The organism is Parachryseolinea silvisoli, from assembly GCF_021190955.1.
In the GTDB taxonomy this organism is placed as follows: Bacteria; Bacteroidota; Bacteroidia; order Cytophagales; family Cyclobacteriaceae; genus Ohtaekwangia; species Ohtaekwangia silvisoli.
Window position 1 is genome coordinate 514,676 of the sequence record NZ_JAIOAO010000004.1, and the last position, 26,350, is coordinate 541,025.

The following is a 26,350-nucleotide window of genomic DNA, read 5'->3' on the forward strand; positions in this document are numbered from 1 at the left end:
GATTATACAATGATACTATTTCGTAATTTTTTTGCTACCTGCAGTCTTGTGTTGTTATTCATCATCGCTGCCTGTAGTGATACATCATCGGACGATGGACCGGATACTGATCCGGATGGCGACGGTGAGGTGAACGTGCCGGAACAAAACCTGAAGCGTGCAATGGAACTTACCGACGCTACAGTCGCTGCCCACTTTACGGGCGACGGCATGGCGATGGCCAGGTTTTACAATCCGTATACTGGCGCCCGTTCGGACGAAAAGGGAAGTGTATGGATGTATACCGCCGGGATAGAAGCGGTGAATGCCATTCTTCATGGCCTTCAAGCGCAGAAAGACGACGGAAACTCCGCCCTATACGATGCCAATTTTAGCAAGTACAAGGACCTGCTTTCCAATTTATACGAGAATGCGGATTTCTACAAGGGAACGTTTCAGTTGACGTCCTACACGCAGACCAAAAGCTGGTCGGTGTACGGCGTGGACCGCGGCGGCGCCAAGGGCTCTGCCCAGGTAGATGGGATTCACAACGTGTATGATGACCAGATGTGGTTCGTGCGCGAGATGATCGAAGCCTATAAACTGACGGGCGAGCAGAAGTACCTGGACAAAGCGGAGTATTTAACCGAATACGTACTGGATGGTTGGGATTGTACCCTGGATGCCAATGGCGCAGAGGTGGGTGGTATAACCTGGGGACCCGGTTATGTGACTAAACACTCTTGCAGCAACGGTCCTATGGTAAGCCCGCTGGTATGGCTGCACGAGGTATACAAAGGCAAAGCCGATGTAATCACCCGCCGGTACATCGACGCTACGGACAAACAAACCCGCCTGACCGAAGAGGTAAAGAAGAGCGACTACTACCTGGATTTTGCGAAGAAAATATATGCCTGGCAGAAGAAAGCGCTGGTGCGCAGCAGCGAAGGTGTATACGATGATTTCATGGGTGGCTGTACACCCGGCGGACCTGAGACAGAGTCTGTCGGTGGCGGTACCTACCGCAAAGGCATTGTGTGCAAGGATCGCGTTGGCCCTGCGTATTCGTATAACAGCGGCTCGATGCTTTCCGGCGCAGCCGATCTGTACCGGGTAACCACCGATAATGCCTATCTGGAAGATGCTAAGAAATTGTCGGACGACAGCTTCAAGTACTTTGCCAAACTGGACCAGACTAAAACCGGCTATTATACGTATGACATCGGAGGTTTTAGCACCTGGTTTAATGGCGTTTTACTACGTGCCTTCACAGAGACGGCCCCGCAATATGCCACGGCTGGTACGTACGCCGAGTCTTTCCAAAAGAACCTGGACTACGGTTACGACAACTTTGCATACAAGGGTTTTCTGCCCACCAATTTGCTGCTCGGATGGAATCGTGACAACAGTAAGAACCAGGCGGAGGGTATGTTCAATTTTACCTATGCCGCTGAGTATGCTGTATTGGCACGCTATCAACTGGATAAATGAACTTAAGATCTTTAGCATATGCAGAATAAATACAAATCATTATCAAAGAAACTGCTGAAGTATTCCGCCTACGGAATAGTGACCCAGTGCGTTGTGATGGCTTCTGTTTTTGCATCAGAAGCAAACAACGGAAAAGATATACATATAAATGCAATCGCCATCTCTACTGCTTTACCGTTTCAGGGTGTTACGGTAACGGGTACCATTACGTCATCGGATGACGGAACGGGCTTACCGGGTGTGAGCGTACTTGTCAAAGGCACAAACCGTGGCACCACGACAGATGCCGATGGAAAGTTTGTGATCAATGTTACCAACGGTGAGGATATACTGGTCTTCTCCTTCATCGGGTATGTACAGCAGGAGGTAGTCGTGGGTGCGCAAACCAATGTCGACGTGTCCTTGGTGTCTGATATTACACAGCTCGGAGAAGTTGTGGTAGTAGGGTATGGTACACAGCAAAAAGTTACGTTGACGGGTTCTGTGGCAGCCATCAAAGGCGACGAAATGCTGCGAACCAAAAACGAAAACCCACAAAACATGCTGACGGGCCGTATTGCCGGTGTGCGTGTATGGCAAAAAAGCGCTGAGCCAGGTTCGTACAGCGCCAACTTCGACATCCGTGGTATGGGTGCGCCGCTGGTTGTGATCGACGGTGTGCAGCGTACGATGGAGGATTTTCAACGGATGAACCCGAACGATATCGAAGATATCTCGGCCCTGAAAGATGCTTCGGCTGCTATTTACGGTGTGCGCGCGGCGAGCGGTGTGATCCTGGTGACTACCAAAAAAGGTAGCAAAGGGAAGCCGGTCATCTCGTATAGCGGTTCGTATACCATACAAACGCCGTCGAATATGCCTAAGCTCGCGAATGCGTTCGAAACGATGACGCTTTACAACGAGCAGACCATGAGGGACATTGATAAACCGTCGATCATCTACGATGCGGCGGATTTCGAAGCCTTCCGGAATGGCACGCGCCGCTCCACGGATTGGAACTCGTTGATCATTGCCAAATCGGCGCCACAAACACAGCACGATCTGAGTATTTCCGGAGGAACGGACAAGACTCAATACTATATCGGTGGCGGGTATCTTTACCAGGAAGGCTTTTTCAAGTCAGGTGATTTGAACTACAAAAAGTTTAACCTGCGCTCCAACATCACCACGGAGCTGACCGAAGGGTTGTCATTGAATCTCAACCTGGCAGGGTTTGCGGACGAGCAAAATAATCCATACTCCAGCTCGGTGGATATCATCCGGAACTACTGGAGACAGGGTGTGTTGTTCCCGGCGTATGCTGACCCGGAAAATACCATGCTGAGCTATGAAGGCCTGGACCTGGATGAAAACACGGTAGCGAAAATGACTTCTGATGTATCGGGTTACCGAAAGTATCAGCAAAAGAACTTCCAGTCATCTATTTCCCTCAACTTCGATTTAGCGACTTTATCCTCTGCGCTGGAAGGTTTTTCGGCCAAAGGGTTGTTTAGCTATGACTATCGTCAGAATAACAATACCGCCTTCCGTCGCGAGTATTCCTTGTATTCCACCGATCCTGCAACCGGGGCGTATATCTCCCGCGTGTACACAGCGAGCTCACCGAACCAGCTGCAACGTTCCATGACGGACAGACGGCAGTGGCTGGGCCAGTTCTTGTTGAACTACAATCGGACCTTTGGCGATCATAAAGTGGTGGGGCTCTTAGGTTACGAAAGCCAGAACCGGAAGGGAGATAACTACTTCTCACAACGCAACCTGGCGTTCGGTATTGATTACCTGCTGGCCGGTACAAACGAAGGAATGGTAAGCGGCATGTCGCCAAACCCGAATGATCTTTATGAAATTGCCAATGCGGCAACGTTCGGAAGGTTAAATTATACCTACCAGGATCGCTACATTGCTGAATTCCAGTTCCGCTATGATGGTTCTTCGAAATTTGTTCAGGACAACCAATGGGGCTTTTTCCCTTCGGGGTCTATTGGTTGGCGGATCTCGGAAGAGCCCTTCTTCCAATCTATTTCAGCCTTGTCGTTTGTTGATCAGTTGAAATTGCGCGCAAGCTATGGCGTCACAGCCGATGATGCCCAGCTCGAGTACGACTGGTATCCCGGCTATCTATACCCGTCCACAAACTCGAACTTTGAGAAGGGATATTATAACCAATATGCTCCCGGTAATATGTTCGGAGGCCAATTTGTCAATGCTGTTGACCTGATCGTTCCGAATAACCAGGCCACGTGGTGGGAAGCTCAGACGATCGATATCGGTATCGACTATGAAGGATGGAACGGTTTGTTTGGTTTCTCGGTAGATTACTTCCAACGGAAGCGGACGGGCCTCCTGACGCGGCTTAACCGCGATGTTCCTACCGTTGTGGGAACGGATGCACCCCGAGAGAACCTGGATAGCGACCGTCAATTCGGTATGGACCTCGAGATCAATCACCGTAATAAAATCGGTGATTTGTCCTACAAGGTAAAAGCCATCGCGACCATTACGCGCAACAAGTATTTGTTCGGCGCCGCCAACGGACCGTACGCGAACTCGTACGATCAGTGGCGCAATGACAACCTGAACAACCGCTATCAAGGCGTACAATTTGGCTTCGAATCTGCCGGACGCTATGAAAGCTGGGAGGACATTTGGTCCTATCCGGTTTACAAAGACCGCAACGTATTGCCGGGCGACTACAAATATGAAGACTGGAACGGTGACGGCGAGATCAACGATCAGGATCAGCATCCCTACGCGTACGATCAAACACCGTGGTTGAACTTTAGCATGGGCGCTGACTTTACGTACAAGAATTTCGATTTGAACTTCCTCTTCCAGGGTACTGCGATGGGTTCTATGGCCTACAAAGAGCCGCTGTATGCCATTTGGGGAACGAATGGCGGTGGTACGCTGGAGCAATACCTGGACCGTTGGCACCCGGTAGACCCGACAGCCGATCCTTACAACCCGGAGACGCAATGGGTAAGTGGCTACTATGCTTACACAGGAAGCCCGAAGGAGAACTCTGAGTTTAACCGCGTGAGTACGGCATACCTCCGTCTGAAGAGCATCGAGGTGGGTTACACGTTACCTAAACTCAGACCTAATTCGCCGTTGAATCTTCGCGTGTATGCCAACGCGTACAACGTGTTTACAATCACGGGGGTGAAATTTGTCGATCCGGAGCATCCGGATGACGACCTGGGACGACTGTATCCACTCAACAAGACCTATACACTGGGTGTGTCGGCCAAATTTTAACTGTTAAAGACTTACGAGATTTAATCTGATTATATACTATGAAAAGGATTAATATATTATTCCTGATCGGCTTGTTCTACCTCTCCGCTTGCGCGGACCTGGACATTCCGCCGCCAAACGTCGTGGGCGATGACGCGCTGCTGACGAACGCATCGGGCATGAAGGTTTATTTGGCCCGGATGTATAGCAGAATGCCGTTCGAGGATTTTAAGTATATGGGCGAATGGGGCATGGAATACAACGGTTGGTTGAATGCCTCGGGTATTGAAGGTACTGGGGAAGCGCTGAACCGCGATGGTATATGCCGTGCGTTTACCAGCGAGCGGACGGCGTATTGGAAAGACGCCTTCATTTTGATCCGCGATGCTAACTACCTGATTGAAACCTTGCCGGATTTTAAAGGCTCGTTCGCCGAGCTTGACTACAATCATTACCTGGGCGAAGCGTACTACGCACGTGCGACAGCATTTTATGCCATGGCGCGTCGTTTTGGTGGTGTGCCACTGGTGACGCGGCTGATTCGTTATCCGGGGGACGCAGAAAATATGGAAGTGCCTCGTGCGTCGGAGGAAGAGACCTGGGACCAGATTCTTGCTGACTATGATCAGGCGATCTCGTTACTGCGGGAGATCAACCCCAGCGAAGATAGAGGATTCTCGAATAAGTTTGTAGCACTGGCATTCAAGTCGGAAGCGATGTTGTATGCCGGCAGTGTGGCGAAATACAATGAGACCGTTTCGGGACGACTCACCGGCCTTGGTCAAAAAACAGGCGTGCGCGTTATTGGTTTTGACGCCAGCACGTCGCAAGCAGCCTCCCGTCGGTATTTCCGCGAAGCTTATCTCGCGGCGCGAGAAGTGATTAAAAGCAATAAATATTCACTGTATAAGAAGAAATGGGACGCCGCCAACAAGGACGCCCAATACCAAAACATGGTGGACATGTTTTCGGACCTGACCAGCTCGGAGACTATCTATGCCAGAGAATATGTTTTTCCGACCTCTACACACGCTTACGACGCTTACAATTCGCCGTTTATCTTCAAATCGCCGCTGGCATCGGGTACTTGCCCGTCGCTGGACTTTGTCGAGCTGTTTGACGGATTTCCTCGATACCCGGACGGTACCATTAAGGTTACTACCGGGAATACAAACACCGAAGGTACCTATGTGCTGTATGATACGCCCATGGATTTCTTCAAAAATGCTGAGCCGCGTCTGCGTGCGTACGTAATCTTTCCGGGCGATGCGTTCAGAAACCGGGAGATTGAAATCCGGGCCGGGATCTATACCGGTAATACTCCGATAAACCCGCTGTTTACGGATTACTCGTATGGCAATTCTCAAACACATTATCAGCAACTGAGCCAGTACACGACGGCGCCCAAGACGCTGTATCTTAGCCCGCGCGAAGGAACCGACCAGGAGATCGTGCCCGTGAATGGTGTGAATAAGACTGCTGCCGGCGCGAATGGTCCTTTTTACAACAATGGCGAAGGTTGCCTTACCGGTCTCTTAGGCCGCAAGTGGCTGAACCCGGATCCTGGGTTTGTACCGGCCGAAGGCAAGTCTGCGCAGCCGTATGTGCTGATGCGTTATGCGGAGGTATTGCTGAACGCGGCGGAAGCCGGCGTTGAGCTAACCCTGGCCGGTGAAGCTTCTCCGGATGGATCGGATATGTTGCAGACGGCTACCGACGCGATTGTAGCGATTCGTGAAAGAGCCGGCGCGACACCGCTCATCGGCGGCATTCCGGGCAGCGACGATGGCCGTAACATTGTTCGGAAAGAACGCCGTAAGGAGCTTGCCATGGAACACAAGACCAAGTGGGACCTGCGTCGCTGGCGAGTACAACACTACGACGCGCGTGACCTTTTCTGGGGTGAAGAGCGCGATAAGAATACTTTCAGCGACAACGCACGCTATAAGTTCCGCGGCTTATATCCGTTCCTCTCCGCTCAAACGGGAAAGTATTTCTTCGATGCCCACTTTCAATGGGTGGCCCAGAAGACATTCGAGTATAACATTATCGATTATTACTTTGCGATCCCAGGTGGTGAGGTGTCGAAGAGCCCTGTCATCGATCAGCAGCCGAACCGATAGGGAATCATGAATTGCCAATACTTAAGAATTATGAACATGAAAAAGATATCATTATACATCGTGTTGCTCGCACTGCTCTCGCTCCAATCGTGCGGCCTGTTTGAGTTGGATAACAAAGACGAGCCGTCTGCAACGATTCAGGGCGAAGTGGTCGACGCAGAGACCGGCGCACCGATACTGACCGACCAGGGGAGCGAAGGTATTATGGTGCGTTTGACGGAGCTCAGCTACGGTCCCAACGTACAGCACAACCCTGATTTCTTCTGCAAACCTGATGGTACGTTTCAAAATACCAAGCTGTTTGGCGGTACATACCTGATCGCCATTCATGGCCCGTTCATTCCCCTGCTTCGTGAAGACGACCGCGGCACGCCCCTGGCCGACGACACCCAAACGGAGGAAATCACCGATCTGACGAAGGTGAAATTTGAAGTACAGCCTTTCCTGAATGTGGAGTGGGTGGGTGAACCTCAAATCATCAACGGTAAGGTTAAAGCACAAGTGCGTGTTACGCGCGGTGTGTCGGAAGAGGAGTTTCGTTCGAAGATCGAGCCGATGGGCGGTTATGACGCCAACTTTCAAAATGTAACGGATGTGCAGCTTTTCGTGAGCTATTCCTCAAGTGTAGGATACCGTGCACGCGACCCGCGTTGGTCCGGCAAGCTGGAATATACGGGCAATACGTTTAATGCCTTGCTGGGTGAGGTCGTTACCATTGAATCAAATGCGGCAGCTCCAATTCCGTCTGGAAAAGTGGTCTTTGTTCGCGCAGCAGCACGGATCAACTACGATACGCCCAAAGGCAGCGGCACGAAAAGATATAACTACAATGAAGCCAAGCAATTGCTGGTTCCCTAATATTGATTAAAAGATTAAGACCGCTCTATGGACGGTTTTAATCTTTGACCCTCTCTGGAATTAATAGGAAGGTCATGTCACAGGAAGCCATTCCAATGGCTCGCCGGGAGGCATGACCTTCTTTCCTTTAACAAAGAGTATATAGTACCATGCGAAAGTCGATTCTATTTTATCTTTTAGTAACGGTTTCTTGTCAAGCGTTTTCTCAGTCCCGGCAGCCAGCGCAGCGGCCGTCCGGCCTGCCCGGCGAAAAGACCGTATTTCAAACTTCCAATCCCTGGAAGCCGGTGACGGACGTACGGGCGGATGTCGCGATTGTTTACAGCGTGAAAGAGCATCACGGCAAGGGCAGCATGACCTTTGAGGAGCGCGTACAAAGCTGGCGCGACAAAGGATACAAAACACATTTTATGACCGGCATAGCCTGGGGGGAATACCAGGATTATTTCACCGGTAAGTGGGATGGTAAATGGCATCTCGACGAAGGACAGGTAACTCAAAAGGGCGATACCCTGTGGCACGGACGCCTGGTGCCGTACATTGTGCCGTCGATGAACTTCATCCGGTATATGAAGGAGACCGTGATCAAGCGCGTGATCGATGCGGGTATTGACGCCATCTTCCTGGAGGAACCGGAGTTCTGGGCACGGTCGGGCTACAGCACTGCGTTCAAAAAAGAATGGAAAGAATATTATGGGTTTGACTGGAGACCGCAGCACGAGTCGCCGGAAAACACCTACTTGTCTAACAAGTTAAAGTATCACCTGTACTACCGGGCGTTGAACGAGTGTTTCACGTACGCCAAGGAGTATGGTAAAAGCAAAGGCATGAACGTGCGCTGTTACGTGCCGACCCATTCGCTGGTGAATTATTCGCAGTGGATGATCGTGAGCCCCGAAGCGAGCCTGGCATCGTTGCCCTGCGTGGACGGGTATATTGCACAGGTATGGACGGGCACGTCGCGCGAGCCCAATTATTTTAACGGTCGTGAAAAAGAACGCGTATTTGAAACGGCATTCCTGGAGTATGGTTCCATGGAATCTATGACGGCGCCTACCGGAAGAAAGATGTTTTTCCTGACCGACCCGATTGAAGACTGGCCACGCGACTGGGCCGACTATAAGAAAAATTATCAGGCTACGTTCACGGCACAGATACTGTACCCGATGATTGCCGATTATGAAGTGATGCCCTGGCCGGACCGGATATACCAGGGCCTCTATCGCACCAGCGCAAACAGCGATAAAAAGGAGCAGATCCCACGTTTTTACTCTACGCAGATGCAGGTTATGATCAATACCCTGAACAACATGCCGCTGTCGGAGAACAACGTGAGCGGTTCGCAGGGTATCGGTATTCTGATGAGCAACTCGCTGATGTTTCAGCGGTTTCCCACGCACAGCGGCTATGAAGATCCGCAGCTGGCCAATTTTTATGGACAGGCACTGCCGCTGTTGAAGCGGGGTGTTCCGGTTAAAACGGTACACATTGAAAATGTGTCGTTCCCTCAAACCTGGAAGGACGTCAGAATCCTGATCATGTCGTACTCCAATATGAAGCCCATGGACAAGCATGCGCATGGTCATATTGCCGAGTGGGTGAAAAATGGCGGATTTTTGTTATACAGTGGTAGAGATGAGGATCCTTTTCAGCGTGTACAGGAATGGTGGAATACGGACGGGAATACATTCAATGCACCGTCCGAGCATTTATTTAAAACACTCGGTTTGAAAGAGCCTTTTTCGGCGGGGGAGTATACCTACGGAAAAGGAAAGGTTGTTATTCTGCGCAATGACCCGAAAGAGTTTGTTTTGAAGGCAAACAGTGATGACGCGTTTGTCAATACGGTTAAGAAATTATACGAAACACAAGCCGGTGGTGGCGCGCTGAAGTATAAAAACCACTTTGCCCTGACGCGGGGTCCTTACGAAATTATTTCCGTGGTGGATGAAAATGCCGATCAATCTCCGTATACCCTGAAAGGCAAGCTGATCGATCTGTTCGACCCGGAAATTCCTGTATTGGATCAAAAGCAAGTGAATCCGGGTGAGCAGGCATTTTTGTTCAATATTGGCAGTATCAAAAATCCGAATACACCGCAGGTACTGGCGGCGGCTGCGCGTGTCTACGACGAAAAGGTCACCAGGAGGTCGTATACTTTTGTTGCCAGGAGCCCGCTGAACACGACCAATGTGATGCGGGTGCTTTTACCGGCGAAGGCAAAGGAAACAAAGGTAACGGATGCCGCTGGAAAATTGGTTGAATCGAAGACATCCTGGGATGCTGCGAGTAAGACCTGTTTCCTGAGTTTTGAAAACAATCCCGACGGCGTTCACGTGAAGCTGAGCTGGTGATTTTAGATAGGAAGGTTTTAGTTTAGGTAAGTTGTTAAGTTTAGCGTTTTGCTTGGGTAAGTTTACGTTAGGCTTTTAAAGGGGTGGGGATAATCATTCCCCATCGCCTTTTTATAATCCGTCACAAAAGCCTGGTACCGGATTCGCGCTTCATCGTTCATTTTTAATCGTTGCATGGCCTTGATCTGGAACGTCAGCGCGGCGTCATGTAACGGATCGATATTGCTGATGGCTTCGGCAAAAGCGATGGTTGTCAGATAAAGCTCGGCGTCAAAGCTCTTTTCCATCTCCAGTGATAGTACCGGCTCCAGTTTCTTTTCTACTTCTTCTTTAAAGGAATCGTATAAGGCGTGATCGGAGAGCTGCAGGAACTTGCCACGGGAAACGATTTCAATCAGCTCATCACGGCGTGTGTCCACTTCGTTGGCGGAGATGATTTCGATGCATCGCGTGTAATCGCAGTAGAAGCTTCCGGTTTGCTCTATTTTGAAAAAACCTTTGTCATAGAGTAGCTCTATTCCGTCCAATTCGCTTAGCGCTTTGCGTAAGTGGTTGATGGAAACGCCGCGGGAGTTCTTTACTTTATCCGCCGGCTTGTCCGGCCAGAGGATGTTGCTGAGTCGCTGCGACGCGATGCCATCTTCTGTTATGGTGTACTGTAGTATAAGACAGAAGATCTGCTTCAGCTGTGCACTGAACATATAGGTGATGTCACGGTTGTTTCGATCGCGTACGGTGAATTCGCCAAAGAGATAAATAGCGTTCGGCTGTGTCGTTACCGGTTCGGGCTTGTCTGTGCCAATGTATATATTTTGGGTTTCATCCTCCGTATGGCTGTGTTTGGATTGCTGCTTTTTGAAGAGCACATAGGCAGCACCAACGGCTACTAAAGACACAAGCAAAAGGATGACTGTATAATTGTTTTTTTCGCGTGAATAGCTGGCCAGCTCGTCGGCCGTAATAGGAGGGAACGCCAGGGAATAAATCTTTAGGTCGGAAGAGATGTCGTCGTCAAATTCCTGGACGACCGCATACAGGTTGTTCAGGCTGCCATCGTAATAAAGGTTGGCGTTTGTTGTGATCTTGTCGGAATATATCGGAATAGAGTCGCCCAGTATTTTATAGCTGCCGTCTTTTAATGAAAATTGATAGAGCCGGAGGAACGATTCAGAGAAATGTTCCGGGTAGCAAAGCGTATAAAAGGAGGAGTCGTTGAGTATGACCATTCCTCGTACGGGCACTACATTGTCCTGTTCCCAGGGAATCTCCCAAAGCTTGGAGACGCGGCGGGTAGTTAGGTCTATTTTATAGAGGTCGTAGTAGTATTTTCTTCCGACAGTCTGCTCGCCGGAGTCGTTGCCCATGCCGCCAAAGACGTAGATGGAGTTGTTCTTTTTGAGATATCCGACAGCGGAAAAATAACGCGGCGATAAAAAGTCTCCCGAAAAGGCGTCCAGGGTGTCCCACGCCTGTTTGTTCAGATCGTAGGCAAAGAATGTATTGCTGTAATGCATCTTGCCGAAGCCTCCGAAGATGGTGTATTGCGCGGTGGCGGAGTCGAAGTACGCGCCGTGATGGTGGAGCGGGCTAATGAGCTGGCTGGAATTTTCGGCATTCCATTGGTAAGTATTCAGGTCGAGGCTGGCGACCGTGGGGCCGGTGTAATTGTCGCGGGGTGGCGCATAGTAGGTTTCGTAGGAATATAATCTGTTTTTCTTCGTGTCGATGAAGTTGGTTCCCAGGACCAGGTCCACCGGACATTTTTCTCCAAAGACCTGTATGTTCGTTTCTCCGGAGCGCACGTTGTAGAGCCACAGGGAGTCGCGGTTGAAGTAGTATATTTCTTTCTTTTCAGGATTGTAGTTGGCGCCCGCTACTGATTTTGATTTAAAGCCCGTTTTATAGCGCCAGTGGTAGGCATCGTTCATCAGCCATTCCGGGTTGGAGACCTGGCCAAAGACTTTGCCATTGGCGTCGTGCACGACGTCGCCTTTGCTTTCTTTTAATGGAAAGAAGTACCGTTCTTTGTCACCGATGGAAAGGTCTTTAATGGCAAAGGACGGCACATCAATAATGTGATCGCTTTTGCCGAAGAGGATCGTAGGATGATAGGTGTCGGGGAGCTTGTTGGCGGCGCTGAACGTCTGGTTATGAATCGTCAGGTAAATAGAATCGCTTTTGAGGTCAAATGCGATTTTCATTTTAAACCAGGGTAGGTTTAGCAATTCTTCCTGGTTGAGGGTGGCAACGATCAGGCTATATTTGCCTTCTTCATTGAATTTAAAGACGAGGTTGTCGCCCTGCGCGTCGTAGAACAGGTTATAGATCCGGTTGCTTTCGTTGTTTTTGATCCGGATGATGTAGCCGATGCGGGTGGTGGTGTACAGTGACAGGTCAAATTCAATGATCATGTTGTCGGAGAATTCGACCGTTTTATCGGCAAAGACATTGTAGGACGTGCGCTGATCGATCGATTGTTCGCTGCCATGAAACTTTAAACCGCCCAGCGAGGCGGCTTGCAGCGGCATAAAACCAAATGCCACAAATATATAGCAATGTGATTTTATCAGTGAAAGCATAGCTTTAAAATTCCGAAAGAAACTTCCTTCGCCTCTTTGCTCTGTCATTCTTTGGGCCTTAGTCGATGGTTTGGGGGACAAAATAAAAAAAAAGGATCATTTCCGTTCTTGTCCCGGCTTTGTTCGGAGGGTCGTCCCGGCCATTTGACACGGAACACACTGTAGTGCAACAAGCCCCGTGGAGTCCCTAAGAGCGTGCTTGTTTTTATGGTTAATTGCTTGATTGTCAGTTTATTGTTTTGGTTTTGGGGCGATTTGGAGCGGGATGATATGAGGATGGCGATTTTTCGATTTAAAGTCTTATATACGCTGATTGACAAGTGGTTACATCTGTTTTCGGCGCCACGACGTGATTGCCCCTGTCCAGGTGAAAGAACCAGGAAAGATTTCGTCAGCCGAAGAGATTCCTGGGCGGCCTGGGGGTGATTCCGGCATTTGCGGCGTTGTGAGATGTGTTTAGCGTGGACGTTGTAATTAGGTGTTGTGAAGGTGGTTGGTGTTAAAATAGTAAGATGGAATAATCAAATCATTTATAGTATGGAACGTATTGCCAATGACCCATTGCCGGTGCTTCAGCAGGCGGAGCCAGTACTGGCAGTAAGGAATGTAATAGCGTCCGTGGCCTATTGGCAGGACGTGCTCGGCTTTCCCGACAAATGGATTTGGGATCCGCCGACGTTAGGGGCCGTTTCCTGGCGCGGTGCCGCAAATATACAGTTTTCGGAAGAGCCGGGGCTTGCCGCGGCATCGGTTGGTAATTCTGTGTGGATTCGCATGCGCAATATCGAGGCCCTATACGCGCTTCATCAAAAGAGCGGGGCAGACATTGTCGACCCGTTGCAGATAAGACCGTGGGCTCATAAGCAATATACTATACGCGACATCAATGGATACTATATTCATTTCGCCGCGGTCGCGAAGGCCAGGAATCCTGTGCACGAGACGTCGCCGTTTCGTATAGTGTTGCGGGTGCCCACCGTTGCCGAGCATTCAAAACTTATGCGTGCGGTGGGCTGGCTGAAGGATGGAGAAGAAGTGAAGCATTACCCTGCTGTATTTCGAATGGCCGCGGTAGCGGAAGATGCCACTACCGGAGAGGCCGTGGGATGTGCCTACCTGGTGGGCGATAATATGAGCTTTTACTATATACGCGAAGTGATGGTGCTGCCGGCCTGGCAGGGGCGTGGTATCGGTACCGCTGTGGTGCAAGGGCTTATTGATTGGCTGAAAGCAAAGGCTCATCCCAAAGCTGTTGTCGGGCTCTTTACGGGTGATCACCTCGCGTCGTTCTATCAACAATTTGGGTTTATACAGGCGTGTGGGATGTATCGGGAGGTAGGGGATTTGTAGCCGGGCGTATTACTGCCTCGCCCGGTTCCCCTTTTACAGAAATTTGCCATATCTTGGTGTATACATGCGGCACCACGAATTTGAGCCTCCGGAAGAACTGCGGGATACCATCAGATGCTTTTGGTATAACCAAAGAGATTTTGGAGAACAGGAATCGAGTTTTGAGGTGCCACCCGATGGGTATACGGAGATAATTTTTCATTTCGGGAAGGGTTGCAGTATTGCCTCCAAAGGGGGCTTGCAGCCTTTGCCATCGCCGTTTATGATGGGCCTGCTCCAGTTACCGGTTCATTTTTACACCCGGAACCGGTTGGAGATTCTGGGCATCCGCTGTTATCCCTGGACTGTGTTTGATTTGCTCGGATTGCCGTCGGGTAAAGGTGTGCTTCTATTTGAGCATCCGGTCGCCGAGCTTCAGGCGCCGTTACAGAAGTATATTCAAGCGGGCAAGATCGAGGATGCGCTGGCGCTGGTGAAACGGTATTTCTTGCGTTTACGATCGCAGGTTTCGATGGACAGTATGCTATACAAAGCGGGCGTGGCAATGCGCAAAGCAAACGGAAGTTTGCCGGTAAGCCAGGTAGCGGCCGCGGCGCATGCAACGGTTCGTACACTGGAACGGAACTTCAAGCAGTCTTCCGGTCATACGGTTAAAGACGTGTCGGGGCTGATGCGCTTTGAGCAGGTACGGAACCGATTATGGCTTTATCCGGACTCCGGCCTTGCGGGAATAGCGCAGGAGCTGGGCTATACGGATCAATCTCACTTAAGCCGGGAGTTCAAACGTTACAGCGGCACCACGCCGGCGGCGTTCGCGCGAAAAGCAAAGAAAACGAAACAGACCGTAAGCGACGATTTTGTCGCGTTTATACAAGCCTAGCGCAAAAGCATTCCTGAATTTTGAGGCTCAATCATACACGATGAACGAGACACTCGAAAGCAAACAATCCGCACAACACCACACGATTTACGACGTAATCATTTCCGGCGCAGGGCCGGTAGGGCTATTCCTCGCTTGCGAGCTGGCACTGGCTAACTGCTCCGTCCTGATACTGGAAAAGGCGGCGGATCCGCACACGCCCTTGAAGAAACTTCCCTTTGGGATCCGGGGCCTCTCGGCGCCGACGATCGAAGCGCTTTACCGTCGTGGGTTGCTGCAGGAGTTGGAGGTACATAAACGGATTAAAAACCCCCATGCCACCGCGGTGCAACAAGGGCCACGTCGCCAGGCCGGGCACTTTGCCGGCATTCCTTTTCATGACGGCAATATTGATACCTCACAGTGGCGGTATCGCCTGCCAGGCTCGACCGATACAAGTTTGGTGTCTGAGCTTCAAGAGCTGGAGACAATACTGACCCGGCGGGCAGAAGCCCTCGGGGTAGAAATTAAGCGAGGGTTTGCTGTGACTGATTTTCGACAGACGACGGAAGGGGTAACGGTGAAGTCAGGTGACCAATCTTTTGAAGGTCGGTGGCTCGTGGGGTGCGACGGCAGCCGTAGCGTTGTTCGCAAAGGAGGAGGGTTTGAATTTGCCGGCACGGAGCCCGAATTTACCGGCTACACAGCGCAGGTTGACATTGCCGACCCGGAGAAACTCAACCCCGGCCGCAACCTGACACCCACGGGCATGTACATGCAGTCCCAACCCGGGTATCTGCTCCTGCAGGACTTTGATGCCGGGGCGTTTCACGGTACGGAGATGCCCGTCACGCGTGAACACCTGCAGGAGGTCCTACGCCGCATCTCGAACACCGACGTGACGCTCCGTGCGCTGCAAATAGCCACCACGTGGACGGACCGGGCACGGCAGGCCACCGCCTATCGCAACGGACGGATACTGTTAGCGGGCGACGCCGCGCACATTCATTCGCCGCTGGGAGGTCAGGGGCTTAACCTGGGACTGGGCGATGCCATGAACCTGGGCTGGAAACTGGCCGCCACGATTCGACAGGAGGCACCGGAAGGTTTATTGGATAGTTACTATACAGAACGGCACCCCCTGGGTGCACAGGTACTTGATTGGTCGCGCGCCCAGGTCGCCATCATGAAACCGGACCGACAGGCCCGCGCGCTGAATGCGATTATGCGCGATCTGCTGGATACGCCGGACGGCGCCACCTATATGGCGGGGAGAGTATGGGGTATTTTAACACAGTACGATCTCGGTGGCGGTCATCCGCTGACAGGACGCAGTGTTCCCAACTTTACGCTGGAGGATGGTACCACGATGGGTGAGCTCATGCACGATGGACGTGGGATCTTGCTTGATTTTGACGGTGACGCGTCGCTTGAAATGTTGGCACGTGAATATGGCGCCGGCATGAAGTATATATCGGGTCGCGTAAAAGACCCATTCGATCTACAGGCCGTATTGATACGCCCTGACGGGATTATTGCCTGGGCTTCTGACACCACCCCGGATTACGACGAATTCCAAAAGGCGGCCGCCCGATGGTTTAACTCTATTGGGAAGTGACAGGATTGTCAGTGGAAACACTACGAAGAAGATTGTCTTTCCAGGATGTTTAGGTTGGGTTGGAAATTATTTTAGAACGTTTAAATTTAAGGAATCAATGATAATACAGGATCGAACTGCAGTGATTTTGAAAACAAATGAATAAAAATACACTCATAATTTTGGCATTGGCGACATCATTCGGTTTTGGTTTCGCATGCAATTCAATCTTGGCTAAGAACACTAAAGGACAACTAAAAATGAAACGAGTAACAGGCATCGGGGGTATTTTCTTCAAATGTAAAGACCCGGAGAAAATGAAACAATGGTATCAAACTCATCTCGGTTTTGGTGCTGAACAATACGGAACGAAGTTTGACTGGCGGGAGGAAGCAGATTCTACAAAGGAAGGATATACGCTATGGAGCCCTTTCTCAGACAAGACCAAATACTTTGAGCCCTCGCCCAGCGATTTTATGATTAATTACCGGGTTGAAAACCTCGAAGCACTCGTAGAAGAATTAAAAAAAGAAGGTGTGACGATCCTGGATAAAGTAGAAACGTACGACTACGGGAAGTTTGTTCACATTCTGGATATAGAGGGGAACAAGATTGAATTGTTTGAGGCGGCCTAGAAGATACGACAGATCCTTCAAAGGCAGGCTTTGAAGGATCTTATCTTTCCCGTTGGAAGAAGCAAGATTTATGATGTTTGCTTTTTTCGCTTGATACCAAAATCTGATTTTCGCAACTTACACATACGGCCGTCGGTCACGTGATGAAAAACGATACCTTCGATATCGTTCTCTTCGCGACTCAGCCATTCTTTCAGCGCTTCAAACTCCAGCGATGGTAGCTCAAGATGAGCAGATCCATGAAGTACCAGCATGTGCCGGTCAAATTTTTCGGGATTACCCTGTACTTTAGGGCCCACCAGCTCATAGGTTCCGTCTTTAATTTCCTGGATATTTTTTAGGCCCTCCAGGAAAAATTGATCCTCAGATTTACCTTCTTCGCATTTTACCCAATGTGGCCAGTGTCCTGAGATGGTATCCGGCTCTTGACAAGGGATGGCATTGACAGGGGCTTGTTTCCCTTTCTTTACATCGTAGCGTTTGTACAGCTCGCCATTGATAATGGCCGCCGCCGTGCCATCAAACTTTCGTGTGGCAATAGCCTGTCCGTTTAAGACCCATTCGTTCCCAGGGTTTACCTGGTTGATCACACGTTTTAGATCATTCGGATCTTTTTGGAACAATGTACTGATCTTCTTCATATATAACGTATTTAGTTAGTGTCGGAGAGGCGCGAATCGAACACGCAAGGCTATTATAGCACCGCTTTTACAGAGCGGCCCGCTTCCACTTACGGACTACTCTCCGGGTTTTGACAATATTATTTCATGCGTCCTTCAAATAAGGATGGCTTTGTATTGAAACGATGGTAAAACAAAAAAGCCCCAGGCGAGTGGCCCAGGGCTTTGTTACTATGTATAGCTATTTCTATATCATAACAAATCTTCCGGGTATAGGCATACTTTCTGCGGATAGCCTGTCGGCCGATAGCAGGGGGTAATCGATATGGTACGTCCGGTTTTCATTTTCTTTTTACGGGTGCAAATATAGCGTACTTTTTTTCACTTCCTATTAGAAAGCGCAAATAGTTAAGGTCTTATTTCCGGATGCAAAATTTGGAGAAGACATTGTCCCATTCTTACCTTCGGCGTGTGTCGAAAGAATCGTATTACACTCCTGACTGTATCTTGTATGTATGCTGCGGAAGCAAGTGCAAAAAACGCGGCGGGAAGCATCTATATAAGCAATTGAAAAGCGCCGTTAAAGAGCAACGTTTGAGAAGGAAAGTACAGATCATTAAGACCGGTTGTACAGATCACTGCAAACGGGGCCCGGTTGTGACGGTGATGCCGAAGAACGAATGGAACTTTGACGTAACGGACGAAAAAGCCATGTCTCTTCTGGAAGAGAACGCACGGTGAAAGCGGCGAGTCAACTACTTATTTGCTTCCGGGCACGGTCTGCGGTGTGGTGGTTGGCCCTTCGACAACAAGGGTTCCGTTGTTTAAGATCTTCATACGATCGATAAAAACAACCCTTTCCTCGCCCGTCGCCAACGTACGGGCATGATATACGCAAAGCATCTCTTTTCCGTCGGGTGAGTACGTAACGCTATTATGGCCCGTTCCGGTCACCACGCCACCCTTCTCTGTGTTTTTCTGCAATACCGGATTGTTGGCTGCTTTGGTGAACGGCCCCAGCGGACTTTTCGACGTGGCATATCCTACCGCGTAGTTCTTTCCGCCAAAATAATTAGCGGAATACATCATGTAGTAGGTATCTCCTTTTTTGAAAATGACGGAGCCCTCTGTCCAACGGCGATTCACTTCTTTTGACGTCACGGAGCGACTTTCCCAGTCGGCCTGTTTATCGTCCATCTTTACAGGCGGACGTAATTGCAGCACGGGTTCGCCGATCACGCCACTGAAATCGGGTTTCAGCTCAACGCCGTATACCCAGCTTTCCTCTATGGTATCAAACCATCCCTGTTGTTTGGCCCAGGTAGCGACGTCGCTTTCCACGGAGTGCTTATAGCAGCAACGGGAATAGTACAGGTAAATTTTGCCGCTTTTGTCGAACAGTACATTGGCGTCGATGATGGGATAGCCTGGGTCAAAAACAGGTTTATTGGTTAAGTCGATAAACGGTCCCGTCGGGCTATCGGCCACTGCCACTCCGATGCGAAAATTCTCCAGCTCCTTGTTGGGATTCTGTTTCCATTGCGCGCTGTAGAACATGTAGAACTTTCCTTTGTATTCGTATACTTCAGGCGCCCAGTAGGCCCCGTCCCAGGCGGCGGTGGAGTCGGTCCAGCCATGGCGATTGCTTGCAAAAAACACCTGACCCTCGTCTTTCCAGTTTACCAGGTCGGCCGAGGAATAGGCGGCAAACCCATTTTTGGCGCCCCCGCCGGTACCATACATATAATATTTACCGTTTGTTTGCAGTACATAGGGATCACCAAATGTCACGCGCAAAGGGTTCTGATAGGTGCTACCGGACTGTGCGAGCAAGCAGGTAGTATGAAGAACCAGCGTCAGAAGAAGAGATGCTACTGAAATTTTTATTGCCTGTTTCATTATTGACTTTGGATACAGACAAATATAACCGGAGGAAGTTACATTTGTATGACATTTTCGATTTTCGGCTCAACCCGGTTTTCATGGATTCTTTTTCATTATGAAGGCGAACCTCAAACCCTGACATCCGAACTAAAGATTTACCCGCATGCTGATAAAAGAGCACACCCTTCAACACTGGCTTGACAGCTTTTACGGATTCGGATCCTGGGACGCACCGGTGTGGTTTGTAGGGTATGAGGAGGGTGGCGGTGATCTGCCGGAAGAGGTTGCCGAGAAGTTTGACTATTTCTATAACCTGACGCCTGCCGGGTCACCCTTGCTGTGCGATCTTCGTGACCTATACCGGCATGTAGCCTTTAGGACGGACGGGCCACGGGCGAGCTTGTTCACCACGCTCTACGATTACAGATTCGGTGACCACGCGGTATTGCATGGCATCTGGAAAAACCTGATTGCGTTTACACACGGTTATCAGGGCCGAGAGCTTCCGGATCTTCTCCACTATCAAAAGAATGATTTCACGCGTACATCCGAGGCGTTGATTGCGTTGTATCCGTTACCGAGTCCGCACAATCATGCCTGGTACTATAGCTGGCTCGATCTTCCGCAAAAGAGCATGCTTAAAACACGAAAGCTATACGAGGAGCAGGTATATCAGCAACGGATACAAACCATACTGAGTAGAATTCAGGAGCATAAGCCAAGAGTAGTTCTACTGTACGGCATGAACAATATTAACCAGTTGAAGCGATCCATTCAGGAGTTTTCTAAGCACGCTGAATTCACGATGGTGAAAGGAGTGAAGCAAGAGATTCCTCAGCATCATAGGACTGATATCGGCGGCACGGCCGTGATTATTACGACCCAAATTCCTGCGTTGAAGCATAATCGTGCCGATAGTGGGTTTGACTGGGCGGGGTTGGGAAGAAGCCTGGCTGGTTGAAAACAAAATTCCCGAAGGCACCGTTTGACACCCTCGGGAATTCGCACGTATATCTACTCTATTTTGCAGTTGTCTCCTGCACGGTGGTATAGTTTTTTTAACTATTTCTTGACAAATCGTTTTGTTGTTTTTCTAGCATCTTTCTCAAAGACGATCAAATAAATTCCTGATTTTAAGCTGGAAACATCCAGGCTGTTATCGTCGGACATTCGCTGCTCTGAAACGGGATTTCCTGTTGGTGAGAGGACCTGAACATTTGTCCCTGCCATATTGGTGCTAAAGAAAAGGGTATTCTCCACCGGATTGGGATACACCTTTACCGACAGCGCGCTATCTTCATTTTGAACATTGGCTGTTGCAGCGATTGCGGCAGCTCCCACATTGGTGATGCGAATCCAGTTGATATTAACGCCCGTGTTTTGGATAAACACACCAAAATCATAGGTCCCTGCATTCACCGTCACGGTGTGCGATATGGTTTGCCAGTTCTGCCATGCACCGGTGTTGGGTACGTCGAGCGCGCCTAATGGGATGGTGCCGGCGTTCAGATCAGCAGAGATTCTCGCGCCACCTACCGCGCTGGCCACCCGGTACTCTATCAAATAAGCACCGGTCGTCGGGAAGTTGATGCCGGCGTACGCCATCCAATCTCCGGTATTGGCGTATCCCACATTCAATCCTCCGTCTGCGTCGGTGGTGGGCTCCGTCTGGATGCCGCTCATATTGGAATAGTTTTCGGCTTGTATCAAGGTAGATACTTGCGCACCGGGTACAGGCACCAGTTTCCATTGGCCACAGGTCTGGTTGTTGTTATCCCATTGTTGCACATTGGCGCCATTATCCGTGCTGGCGTTGATAACTTCTACGATCCTTCCGCTGTGCCGGGCCACCAGCTTATAAAATCCGTCTCCTGTCGGTACGGCGATGAATTGCTGGTTTGGCGTTCCAAAATAGGTCCATTGAACGATGCTCGCGCCGTTATCTCTGCTGATCCCGGCAACATCTATGGCCTTGCCGCTGTGGGCGGGCTGCACCTGATAGGTACCATCTCCCAGATGCACGAATCTGAACTGTTGATTGGCTCCACCATTATAGGTTCCCTGCGCTATACTCGCGCCGTCAGCTGTATCAATACCCCAAACATCCATATACAATCCGCTATTGCGATTTTGCAGATGGTAAACGACATTCCCTAAATTGGTATCTCCGTTTGCAACGACACGGATGGACGTGACTTTATCGTTCCAGGTACCATCAAAACAGCTTAGGTCGGACGTAAGGACTGTTGAGCCTCCTGTGAGATTATCGTCCTGATATAAGATCACTTTAAAGCCCTGCGTGATCCTGACAGAAGAAATATCATCGTCTAAAACACCCAACGACCTCAATCGTGCCAGGTTATAGTCTCCAATTTCCAGACCGCCTGAAAATCCCGTGTAGTTACAATCTTTATAGACGGTGACGACGTTGGTAGAGGGATTGACATTTCCACCGGGAGGAATAGTGCCTGTAACAGAATAGCTCCCGATCGAGCCATACGAAGAATAGCCGCCGTAGCCTCTGTCTCCTGCTCCGTTGCCGTCAACACCTATGAAATATTTGCCCGCCGCCAGGTTTACGTTCATGGAAGCATTCAATGCAAAGGGATCGGAATTCCAATAGGTGCCCAGCTCAGCGCCGGCAGCATTGTACAGCCGGATCAGGAGATGCAGGTTTCCGTCTCGTCCGACTGTAGTGGCATCGATGGAAACATTTCCCCCGCCGGTGGTAAAAGAAAAGAAATCATAATCGGCTTCGCTTGAGATGACGCCGTTTTTTTGATTGATGGCTCCATTGCTGTTGTAATCTAACGTGGCGGAAGAGGATGTGTTATCGCCATAATCATCCCCTCTATACCCCACACCAAACTTGGCGCCGGCAATGGTGGCCACATCATCTTGAAAGTTGTTTGCGAAGTTATATTCTCCTTTGCTCCATTGCACAACAGGTCTGTAATACCCGGCTCCCATAATGGGCGCCCAGGAGGTACCGTCAATTCCTACAAAATATTCTTCAGCAGGATTTGTACGGCCGTCGTGACCCAGGTCAAACGTATGGCCTATTTCATGTGCCGAAGCATCTCCACCGGCTTTGCCAGAAGTGATAAACACCCAGCAAGGCACATCATTGTCCCAATTAAAAGAACCGATATAGGCCACTCCACCGGCGCCCGGTGCTGCCGTATTCGTAGGCGTAATCACCACACGCATTCTTCTATTTCTTGGATATGAATTAAAAACGCCTTCGTTGGTGGTGATGTTCAAATTGAACGGACGATAGTCCTCGGCTACAACTTCCCAATGCTGCTGCACATCGGCATCGCTCATTCCGGATGGCGCGGCATTGATCGCATTTCCATTGTTCCACAGATTGCCGGCAGGCATGAAATGTCCATCAAAGTCTAACAATACACAGCCTGCTGCGCCCGGTAGGCTTTGTAAATTCAATAAAGCAGGTGCAATGGCAAGAGTCGTTTGGGTTTTTGCCTGGTCGGCAGATTTTTGAGAAGTGCTCGTGGGCTTCAAATAATCCAGGCAAATCAAGGTATTGATGTCTACTTTTGAGATATATGCGTTCCCATCCGCATCAGCATGATATTTGTATGCCTCTTTTGTTGCTTTGAGGATGATGTGGCCTTCCAGTGATTTGTCCGTTACTTTTATGTAGAAAGAAGAACCGGCAACATCCTCGATCTCGCCAATCAAAAATTCGCGTGCATCGCCCGAATCCTGGTAATTTATTTTTGCGTGGAGAATTTTTGAACGGGAAACTTCGAGCAGAAGTATTTTTTCTCCACTTCGCGCAGAAGGATTCAGCGTAGCATCTTTCTTCAATTTATCCATAAAGCCCTTGCTGGTGCCCAACGAAGTTTGGGCCAACGAATCGTTACACAACGCCATAACGATGGACATGATTAATAAGAATCTAGTAACGTTTTTCATAGTTCGATCTTGAGTTTTGAATACTGTCAATTTCTATCAAAGCCTGACTGGTCGACCTTTTGGATTTTTTCTTTCTTTTTATTTTTTGATAAATCGTTTTACGGTTCTGTTTCCATCCTTGTTGAAAATGACAAAATAAAGCCCCGGTTGTAATGCAGAGACATTCAGTCCATTTTCATTCACCCATGTTTCTGGCAGTACTACTGTTGTTTGAAGATTGGCAATACTGACTTTTGCTCCTTTCATGGCGGTGGTGAAATACAGCGTGTTTTCAACAGGGTTGGGGTACACTTCAAAAGTTGCAGTCTCCTCTTTCGCTATCTTCTCTATGCCGGGGGAAGCCGTTCGCGCGGTTGCGCCTGTCGCTACGTTGGTAATCCTGATCCAGTTGATGTTTACGCCTGAGTTTTGGATAAAGACACCGAAGTTGTACGTTCCTGCATTCACGTTCACGGTGTGTGATATCGTCTGCCAGTTTTGCCACGCACCGGTGTTGGGTACATCGAGCGCGCCCAACTGCATGGTCCCTGCATTCAGATCAGCCGAGATCCTGGCTCCGGTCGCCGCACTGGCTACTCTGTATTCTATTAAATAGGCGCCTGTGGTTGGGAAATTGATGTTGCTATACGCCATCCAGTCGCCGGTATCGGTGTAGCCCACATTCAATCCTCCATCGGTGTCGGTAGTGGCTTCGGTCTGGATGCCGCTCATGCTGGAATAGCTTTCGGCTTGTATCAACGTGGAGACAGGCGTGCTGGTGGCCGGCACTAATTTCCATTGGCCGCTGGTCTGGTTATTGTTATCCCATTGTTGCACATTGGCGCCGTTGGCCGTGCTGGCATTGGCTACCTCTACGATTCTTCCGCTGTGCCTGGCCACGAGCTTATAATAACCATCTCCCGTGGGCACGGCAATGAACTGCTGGTTCGGCGTACCGAAATAGGTCCACTGAAATACATTGGCTCCATTGTTTTTGCTAATTGATTCAATGTCCACGGCTTTACCGCTGTGTACAGGTTGTATCTGATATGCGCCGTCGCCTACAGGCAAGAACCTGAACTGTTGATTGGCTCCACCATTGTAGGTTCCCTGCGATATGTTCGCTCCATCCGCCGTACTGATTGCCCAAACATCCATGTACAATCCGCTGTTGCGATTTTGTATATAATATGTAGCGTTTCCTAAATTTGTGGCTCCATTGGAACGAACCCGTAAGGATGTTATTCGATCATTCCATTCGGCAATCCACCCCGTAGTAGAAGTAAAATCTGCGGAAGCTCCTGTGAAATTGTCAGCATCATACACCGTGACTTTAAATCCTTCTGCCACCTTCAGGGAAGTTATGTCATTATCCAGTATGCCTTGCGACTGAAGTTGTGCTAACGTGTAATCTCCGAGATCAAGCCCGCCAGCATATCCTCCAAAATTGACATCCTGATACACTTTCACTACCGCGCTGTTGATGTCAGTGATCTTTATGGACGAAATCCGATCATTCCAATCCGCAAGCCAGGCTGTATTGGCAGTAAGAGTTTTTGAAGCACCCGTAAAATTATCATGTTCATAAATCGTAACAGCATAACCCGGTGGTACTGTCAAAGAGGTAATATCGTTATCCGTTACACCGCTTGACTGAAGTTGTGCTAACGTATAGGATCCTGGTGCAAGCTGCGAATAAAACCCGGCGTAATTAATATTTTGATAAACGTGCACCTTGTTTAAACTGGCGACGGCTTCAAACAAATGAACGCCACTGGTTTGAGTCGATAAATCAATGGTGCCCGTTGGCAATGCACCCCAATCGTAACTGATTAAGAAATTGCTTTTATTCACGGAGTTATACCATGCGTAATCACCCGTGAAATTAATTACCTGCAAATAACGCTCTCGCTGCGCCTGCGTTAAATTTCCTACCCGAACAAACTCCGTAAACCACTTCGCGAAAATCCCTTTGAACAAACCGCCATCTCCCTGTCCTTTTTCATTCAGGTAAAATACTCCTCCATTGTAATTTCTGTAATTCATCATAAACTCCGACGCCTTGATGCCATCATCGATATACGATTGTAGCCCTGTAACAATGCTCAGCTCTAAACAGGCACCGATGAACATGCCGGAGTTGTAAGAGAACTGCCAGTCCGGGTCGAAATTGCCAGGCGCATCCCAAATGCCGCCCTGAGCATTGAATACGTTTACTTTCATCCACGCATGAATGTCTTTCGCCATTTGCAGGTTGGCAGGATCTCCTTCCAATTGATAGAGCTTCACGGCCATAATAATGGCTGGACTATTGGCTATCGAATTTTTACAAGGCGTTGTGCATCCTTTTCTCCAGGACATTGCTCCATTGGTATATCCTGTCTTTATTTCTGCCCATATCTGATGAACCGCGTCGAGATACTCCGGATCTTTCGTTGCATTGTAGCAATTGAAGGCCGCTAACCCAAGCCATTCCAGATCATCGTAGTAGTCATTGCGGTAAGTGCCTGCGGCGTATAGATTATATTTTCTAATTCCGGCAATGATCCTTTTCATCCGGTCTCTATAGACAACATTGCGGGTTCTTTGATAGGCGTCGGCTAATGTCTCGAGTGAATGCGCCATCCACCAGTATCCATATACATACGGATTATTATCAGAAGCACTGTTGAACTTGTAATAGCTTCCATCGGCCGACATGAAAATGTTAAATGTGCCGTTCTGAATATTCTCCGCGCGTTGGTCAATCGTTTGGGCAAATAAACTGCAAGCACAGAACGAAAGAATTATCGTCCATTTTGGTTTTCCGGACCTAAACATGGTTTCCATATTTTTAACTCGGGATTTAAAGATTATTCAATAG

At 49.4% G+C, this 26,350-nt stretch carries 16 protein-coding genes and 1 tRNA gene; 11 read left to right on the forward strand and 6 right to left on the reverse strand.

Going from position 1 to position 26,350, the window contains the following annotated elements; genetic code table 11:
- Positions 1–9 precede the first annotated feature (9 nt).
- The 5 genes from K7P01_RS25020 to K7P01_RS25040 all read left to right on the forward strand — a co-directional run bounded on the left by K7P01_RS25020 (position 10) and on the right by K7P01_RS25040 (position 10,042).
- The gene (locus K7P01_RS25020; RefSeq protein ID WP_267297318.1) at positions 10–1,470 is read left to right on the forward strand and encodes a glycoside hydrolase family 76 protein; all 1,461 of its coding nucleotides are present in this window, start codon (positions 10–12) and stop codon (positions 1,468–1,470) included.
- 96 nt (positions 1,471–1,566) lie between these two features.
- The gene (locus K7P01_RS25025) at positions 1,567–4,728 is read left to right on the forward strand and encodes a SusC/RagA family TonB-linked outer membrane protein (protein WP_267297399.1); all 3,162 of its coding nucleotides are present in this window, start codon (positions 1,567–1,569) and stop codon (positions 4,726–4,728) included.
- A 38-nt stretch (positions 4,729–4,766) separates the two neighbouring features.
- Positions 4,767–6,830 carry a RagB/SusD family nutrient uptake outer membrane protein gene (locus K7P01_RS25030; protein WP_267297319.1) on the forward strand — a complete coding sequence of 688 codons (2,064 nt, stop codon included), beginning with the start codon at positions 4,767–4,769 and terminating at the stop codon, positions 6,828–6,830.
- Positions 6,831–6,866: 36 nt separating this feature from the next.
- Positions 6,867–7,688 (forward strand): DUF3823 domain-containing protein, encoded by an 822-nt coding sequence (locus K7P01_RS25035; protein WP_267297320.1) that lies wholly within the window; start codon positions 6,867–6,869, stop codon positions 7,686–7,688.
- A 149-nt stretch (positions 7,689–7,837) separates the two neighbouring features.
- Positions 7,838–10,042 carry a hypothetical protein gene (locus tag K7P01_RS25040; protein ID WP_267297321.1) on the forward strand — a complete coding sequence of 735 codons (2,205 nt, stop codon included), beginning with the start codon at positions 7,838–7,840 and terminating at the stop codon, positions 10,040–10,042.
- Between the two features lie 62 nt (positions 10,043–10,104).
- Here the strand turns inward: K7P01_RS25040 and K7P01_RS25045 are convergent, their stop codons facing one another.
- Positions 10,105–12,621 (reverse strand): Kelch repeat-containing protein, encoded by a 2,517-nt coding sequence (locus tag K7P01_RS25045; RefSeq protein ID WP_267297322.1) that lies wholly within the window; start codon positions 12,619–12,621, stop codon positions 10,105–10,107.
- 537 nt (positions 12,622–13,158) lie between these two features.
- On the opposite strand from K7P01_RS25045, the gene K7P01_RS25050 reads away from it, so the two are divergent.
- The 4 genes from K7P01_RS25050 (at position 13,159) to K7P01_RS25065 (ending at position 17,062) form a co-directional block, all read left to right on the forward strand.
- Positions 13,159–13,971: a GNAT family N-acetyltransferase gene (locus tag K7P01_RS25050; RefSeq protein ID WP_267297323.1), complete on the forward strand. Its 813-nt coding sequence runs from the start codon at positions 13,159–13,161 to the stop codon at positions 13,969–13,971.
- A 64-nt stretch (positions 13,972–14,035) separates the two neighbouring features.
- Positions 14,036–14,851, forward strand: a complete 816-nt coding sequence (locus K7P01_RS25055; RefSeq protein ID WP_317987631.1) for a helix-turn-helix domain-containing protein — start codon at positions 14,036–14,038, stop codon at positions 14,849–14,851.
- Between the two features lie 40 nt (positions 14,852–14,891).
- Positions 14,892–16,448 carry an FAD-dependent monooxygenase gene (locus tag K7P01_RS25060; protein ID WP_267297325.1) on the forward strand — a complete coding sequence of 519 codons (1,557 nt, stop codon included), beginning with the start codon at positions 14,892–14,894 and terminating at the stop codon, positions 16,446–16,448.
- Positions 16,449–16,687: 239 nt separating this feature from the next.
- Complete coding sequence (locus tag K7P01_RS25065; protein ID WP_267297326.1) at positions 16,688–17,062, forward strand: VOC family protein; 375 nt, start codon at positions 16,688–16,690, stop codon at positions 17,060–17,062.
- A 68-nt stretch (positions 17,063–17,130) separates the two neighbouring features.
- Here the strand turns inward: K7P01_RS25065 and K7P01_RS25070 are convergent, their stop codons facing one another.
- A complete protein-coding gene (locus K7P01_RS25070) occupies positions 17,131–17,703 on the reverse strand; it encodes an RNA ligase 1 family protein (protein WP_267297327.1) in 573 nt (190 codons plus the stop codon).
- A gap of 21 nt (positions 17,704–17,724) precedes the next feature.
- A tRNA-Tyr gene (locus K7P01_RS25075) sits at positions 17,725–17,809 on the reverse strand.
- Between the two features lie 467 nt (positions 17,810–18,276).
- On the opposite strand from K7P01_RS25075, the gene K7P01_RS32190 reads away from it, so the two are divergent.
- Positions 18,277–18,423, forward strand: coding sequence for a hypothetical protein (locus K7P01_RS32190; RefSeq protein ID WP_397311138.1), 147 nt, complete (start codon positions 18,277–18,279; stop codon positions 18,421–18,423).
- A gap of 18 nt (positions 18,424–18,441) precedes the next feature.
- Here the strand turns inward: K7P01_RS32190 and K7P01_RS25085 are convergent, their stop codons facing one another.
- Positions 18,442–19,581: a glycoside hydrolase family 43 protein gene (locus tag K7P01_RS25085; protein WP_267297329.1), complete on the reverse strand. Its 1,140-nt coding sequence runs from the start codon at positions 19,579–19,581 to the stop codon at positions 18,442–18,444.
- 148 nt (positions 19,582–19,729) lie between these two features.
- Here K7P01_RS25085 and K7P01_RS25090 point away from each other — a divergent pair, with 148 nt between their 5' ends.
- Positions 19,730–20,527, forward strand: coding sequence for a hypothetical protein (locus K7P01_RS25090; RefSeq protein ID WP_267297330.1), 798 nt, complete (start codon positions 19,730–19,732; stop codon positions 20,525–20,527).
- Positions 20,528–20,628: 101 nt separating this feature from the next.
- Here the strand turns inward: K7P01_RS25090 and K7P01_RS25095 are convergent, their stop codons facing one another.
- Both K7P01_RS25095 and K7P01_RS25100 read right to left on the reverse strand, forming a co-directional pair.
- Positions 20,629–23,508 (reverse strand): carbohydrate-binding protein, encoded by a 2,880-nt coding sequence (locus K7P01_RS25095; protein ID WP_267297331.1) that lies wholly within the window; start codon positions 23,506–23,508, stop codon positions 20,629–20,631.
- A 78-nt stretch (positions 23,509–23,586) separates the two neighbouring features.
- Positions 23,587–26,307, reverse strand: coding sequence for an RICIN domain-containing protein (locus tag K7P01_RS25100; protein WP_267297332.1), 2,721 nt, complete (start codon positions 26,305–26,307; stop codon positions 23,587–23,589).
- Positions 26,308–26,350 lie beyond the last annotated feature (43 nt).

What these genes read in the sequence shown, in the direction of transcription:
- K7P01_RS25020 (WP_267297318.1), top strand. Translation starts at nt 10, where the DNA reads ATGATACTATTTCGTAATTTTTTTGCTACCTGCAGTCTTGTGTTGTTA.
- K7P01_RS25025 (WP_267297399.1), top strand. Translation starts at nt 1,567, where the DNA reads ATGGCTTCTGTTTTTGCATCAGAAGCAAACAACGGAAAAGATATACAT.
- K7P01_RS25030 (WP_267297319.1), top strand. Translation starts at nt 4,767, where the DNA reads ATGAAAAGGATTAATATATTATTCCTGATCGGCTTGTTCTACCTCTCC.
- K7P01_RS25035 (WP_267297320.1), top strand. Translation starts at nt 6,867, where the DNA reads ATGAAAAAGATATCATTATACATCGTGTTGCTCGCACTGCTCTCGCTC.
- K7P01_RS25040 (WP_267297321.1), top strand. Translation starts at nt 7,838, where the DNA reads ATGCGAAAGTCGATTCTATTTTATCTTTTAGTAACGGTTTCTTGTCAA.
- K7P01_RS25045 (WP_267297322.1), bottom strand. Translation starts at nt 12,621, where the DNA reads ATGCTTTCACTGATAAAATCACATTGCTATATATTTGTGGCATTTGGT.
- K7P01_RS25050 (WP_267297323.1), top strand. Translation starts at nt 13,159, where the DNA reads ATGGAACGTATTGCCAATGACCCATTGCCGGTGCTTCAGCAGGCGGAG.
- K7P01_RS25055 (WP_317987631.1), top strand. Translation starts at nt 14,036, where the DNA reads ATGCGGCACCACGAATTTGAGCCTCCGGAAGAACTGCGGGATACCATC.
- K7P01_RS25060 (WP_267297325.1), top strand. Translation starts at nt 14,892, where the DNA reads ATGAACGAGACACTCGAAAGCAAACAATCCGCACAACACCACACGATT.
- K7P01_RS25065 (WP_267297326.1), top strand. Translation starts at nt 16,688, where the DNA reads ATGAAACGAGTAACAGGCATCGGGGGTATTTTCTTCAAATGTAAAGAC.
- K7P01_RS25070 (WP_267297327.1), bottom strand. Translation starts at nt 17,703, where the DNA reads ATGAAGAAGATCAGTACATTGTTCCAAAAAGATCCGAATGATCTAAAA.
- K7P01_RS25085 (WP_267297329.1), bottom strand. Translation starts at nt 19,581, where the DNA reads ATGAAACAGGCAATAAAAATTTCAGTAGCATCTCTTCTTCTGACGCTG.
- K7P01_RS25090 (WP_267297330.1), top strand. Translation starts at nt 19,730, where the DNA reads ATGCTGATAAAAGAGCACACCCTTCAACACTGGCTTGACAGCTTTTAC.
- K7P01_RS25095 (WP_267297331.1), bottom strand. Translation starts at nt 23,508, where the DNA reads ATGAAAAACGTTACTAGATTCTTATTAATCATGTCCATCGTTATGGCG.
- K7P01_RS25100 (WP_267297332.1), bottom strand. Translation starts at nt 26,307, where the DNA reads ATGTTTAGGTCCGGAAAACCAAAATGGACGATAATTCTTTCGTTCTGT.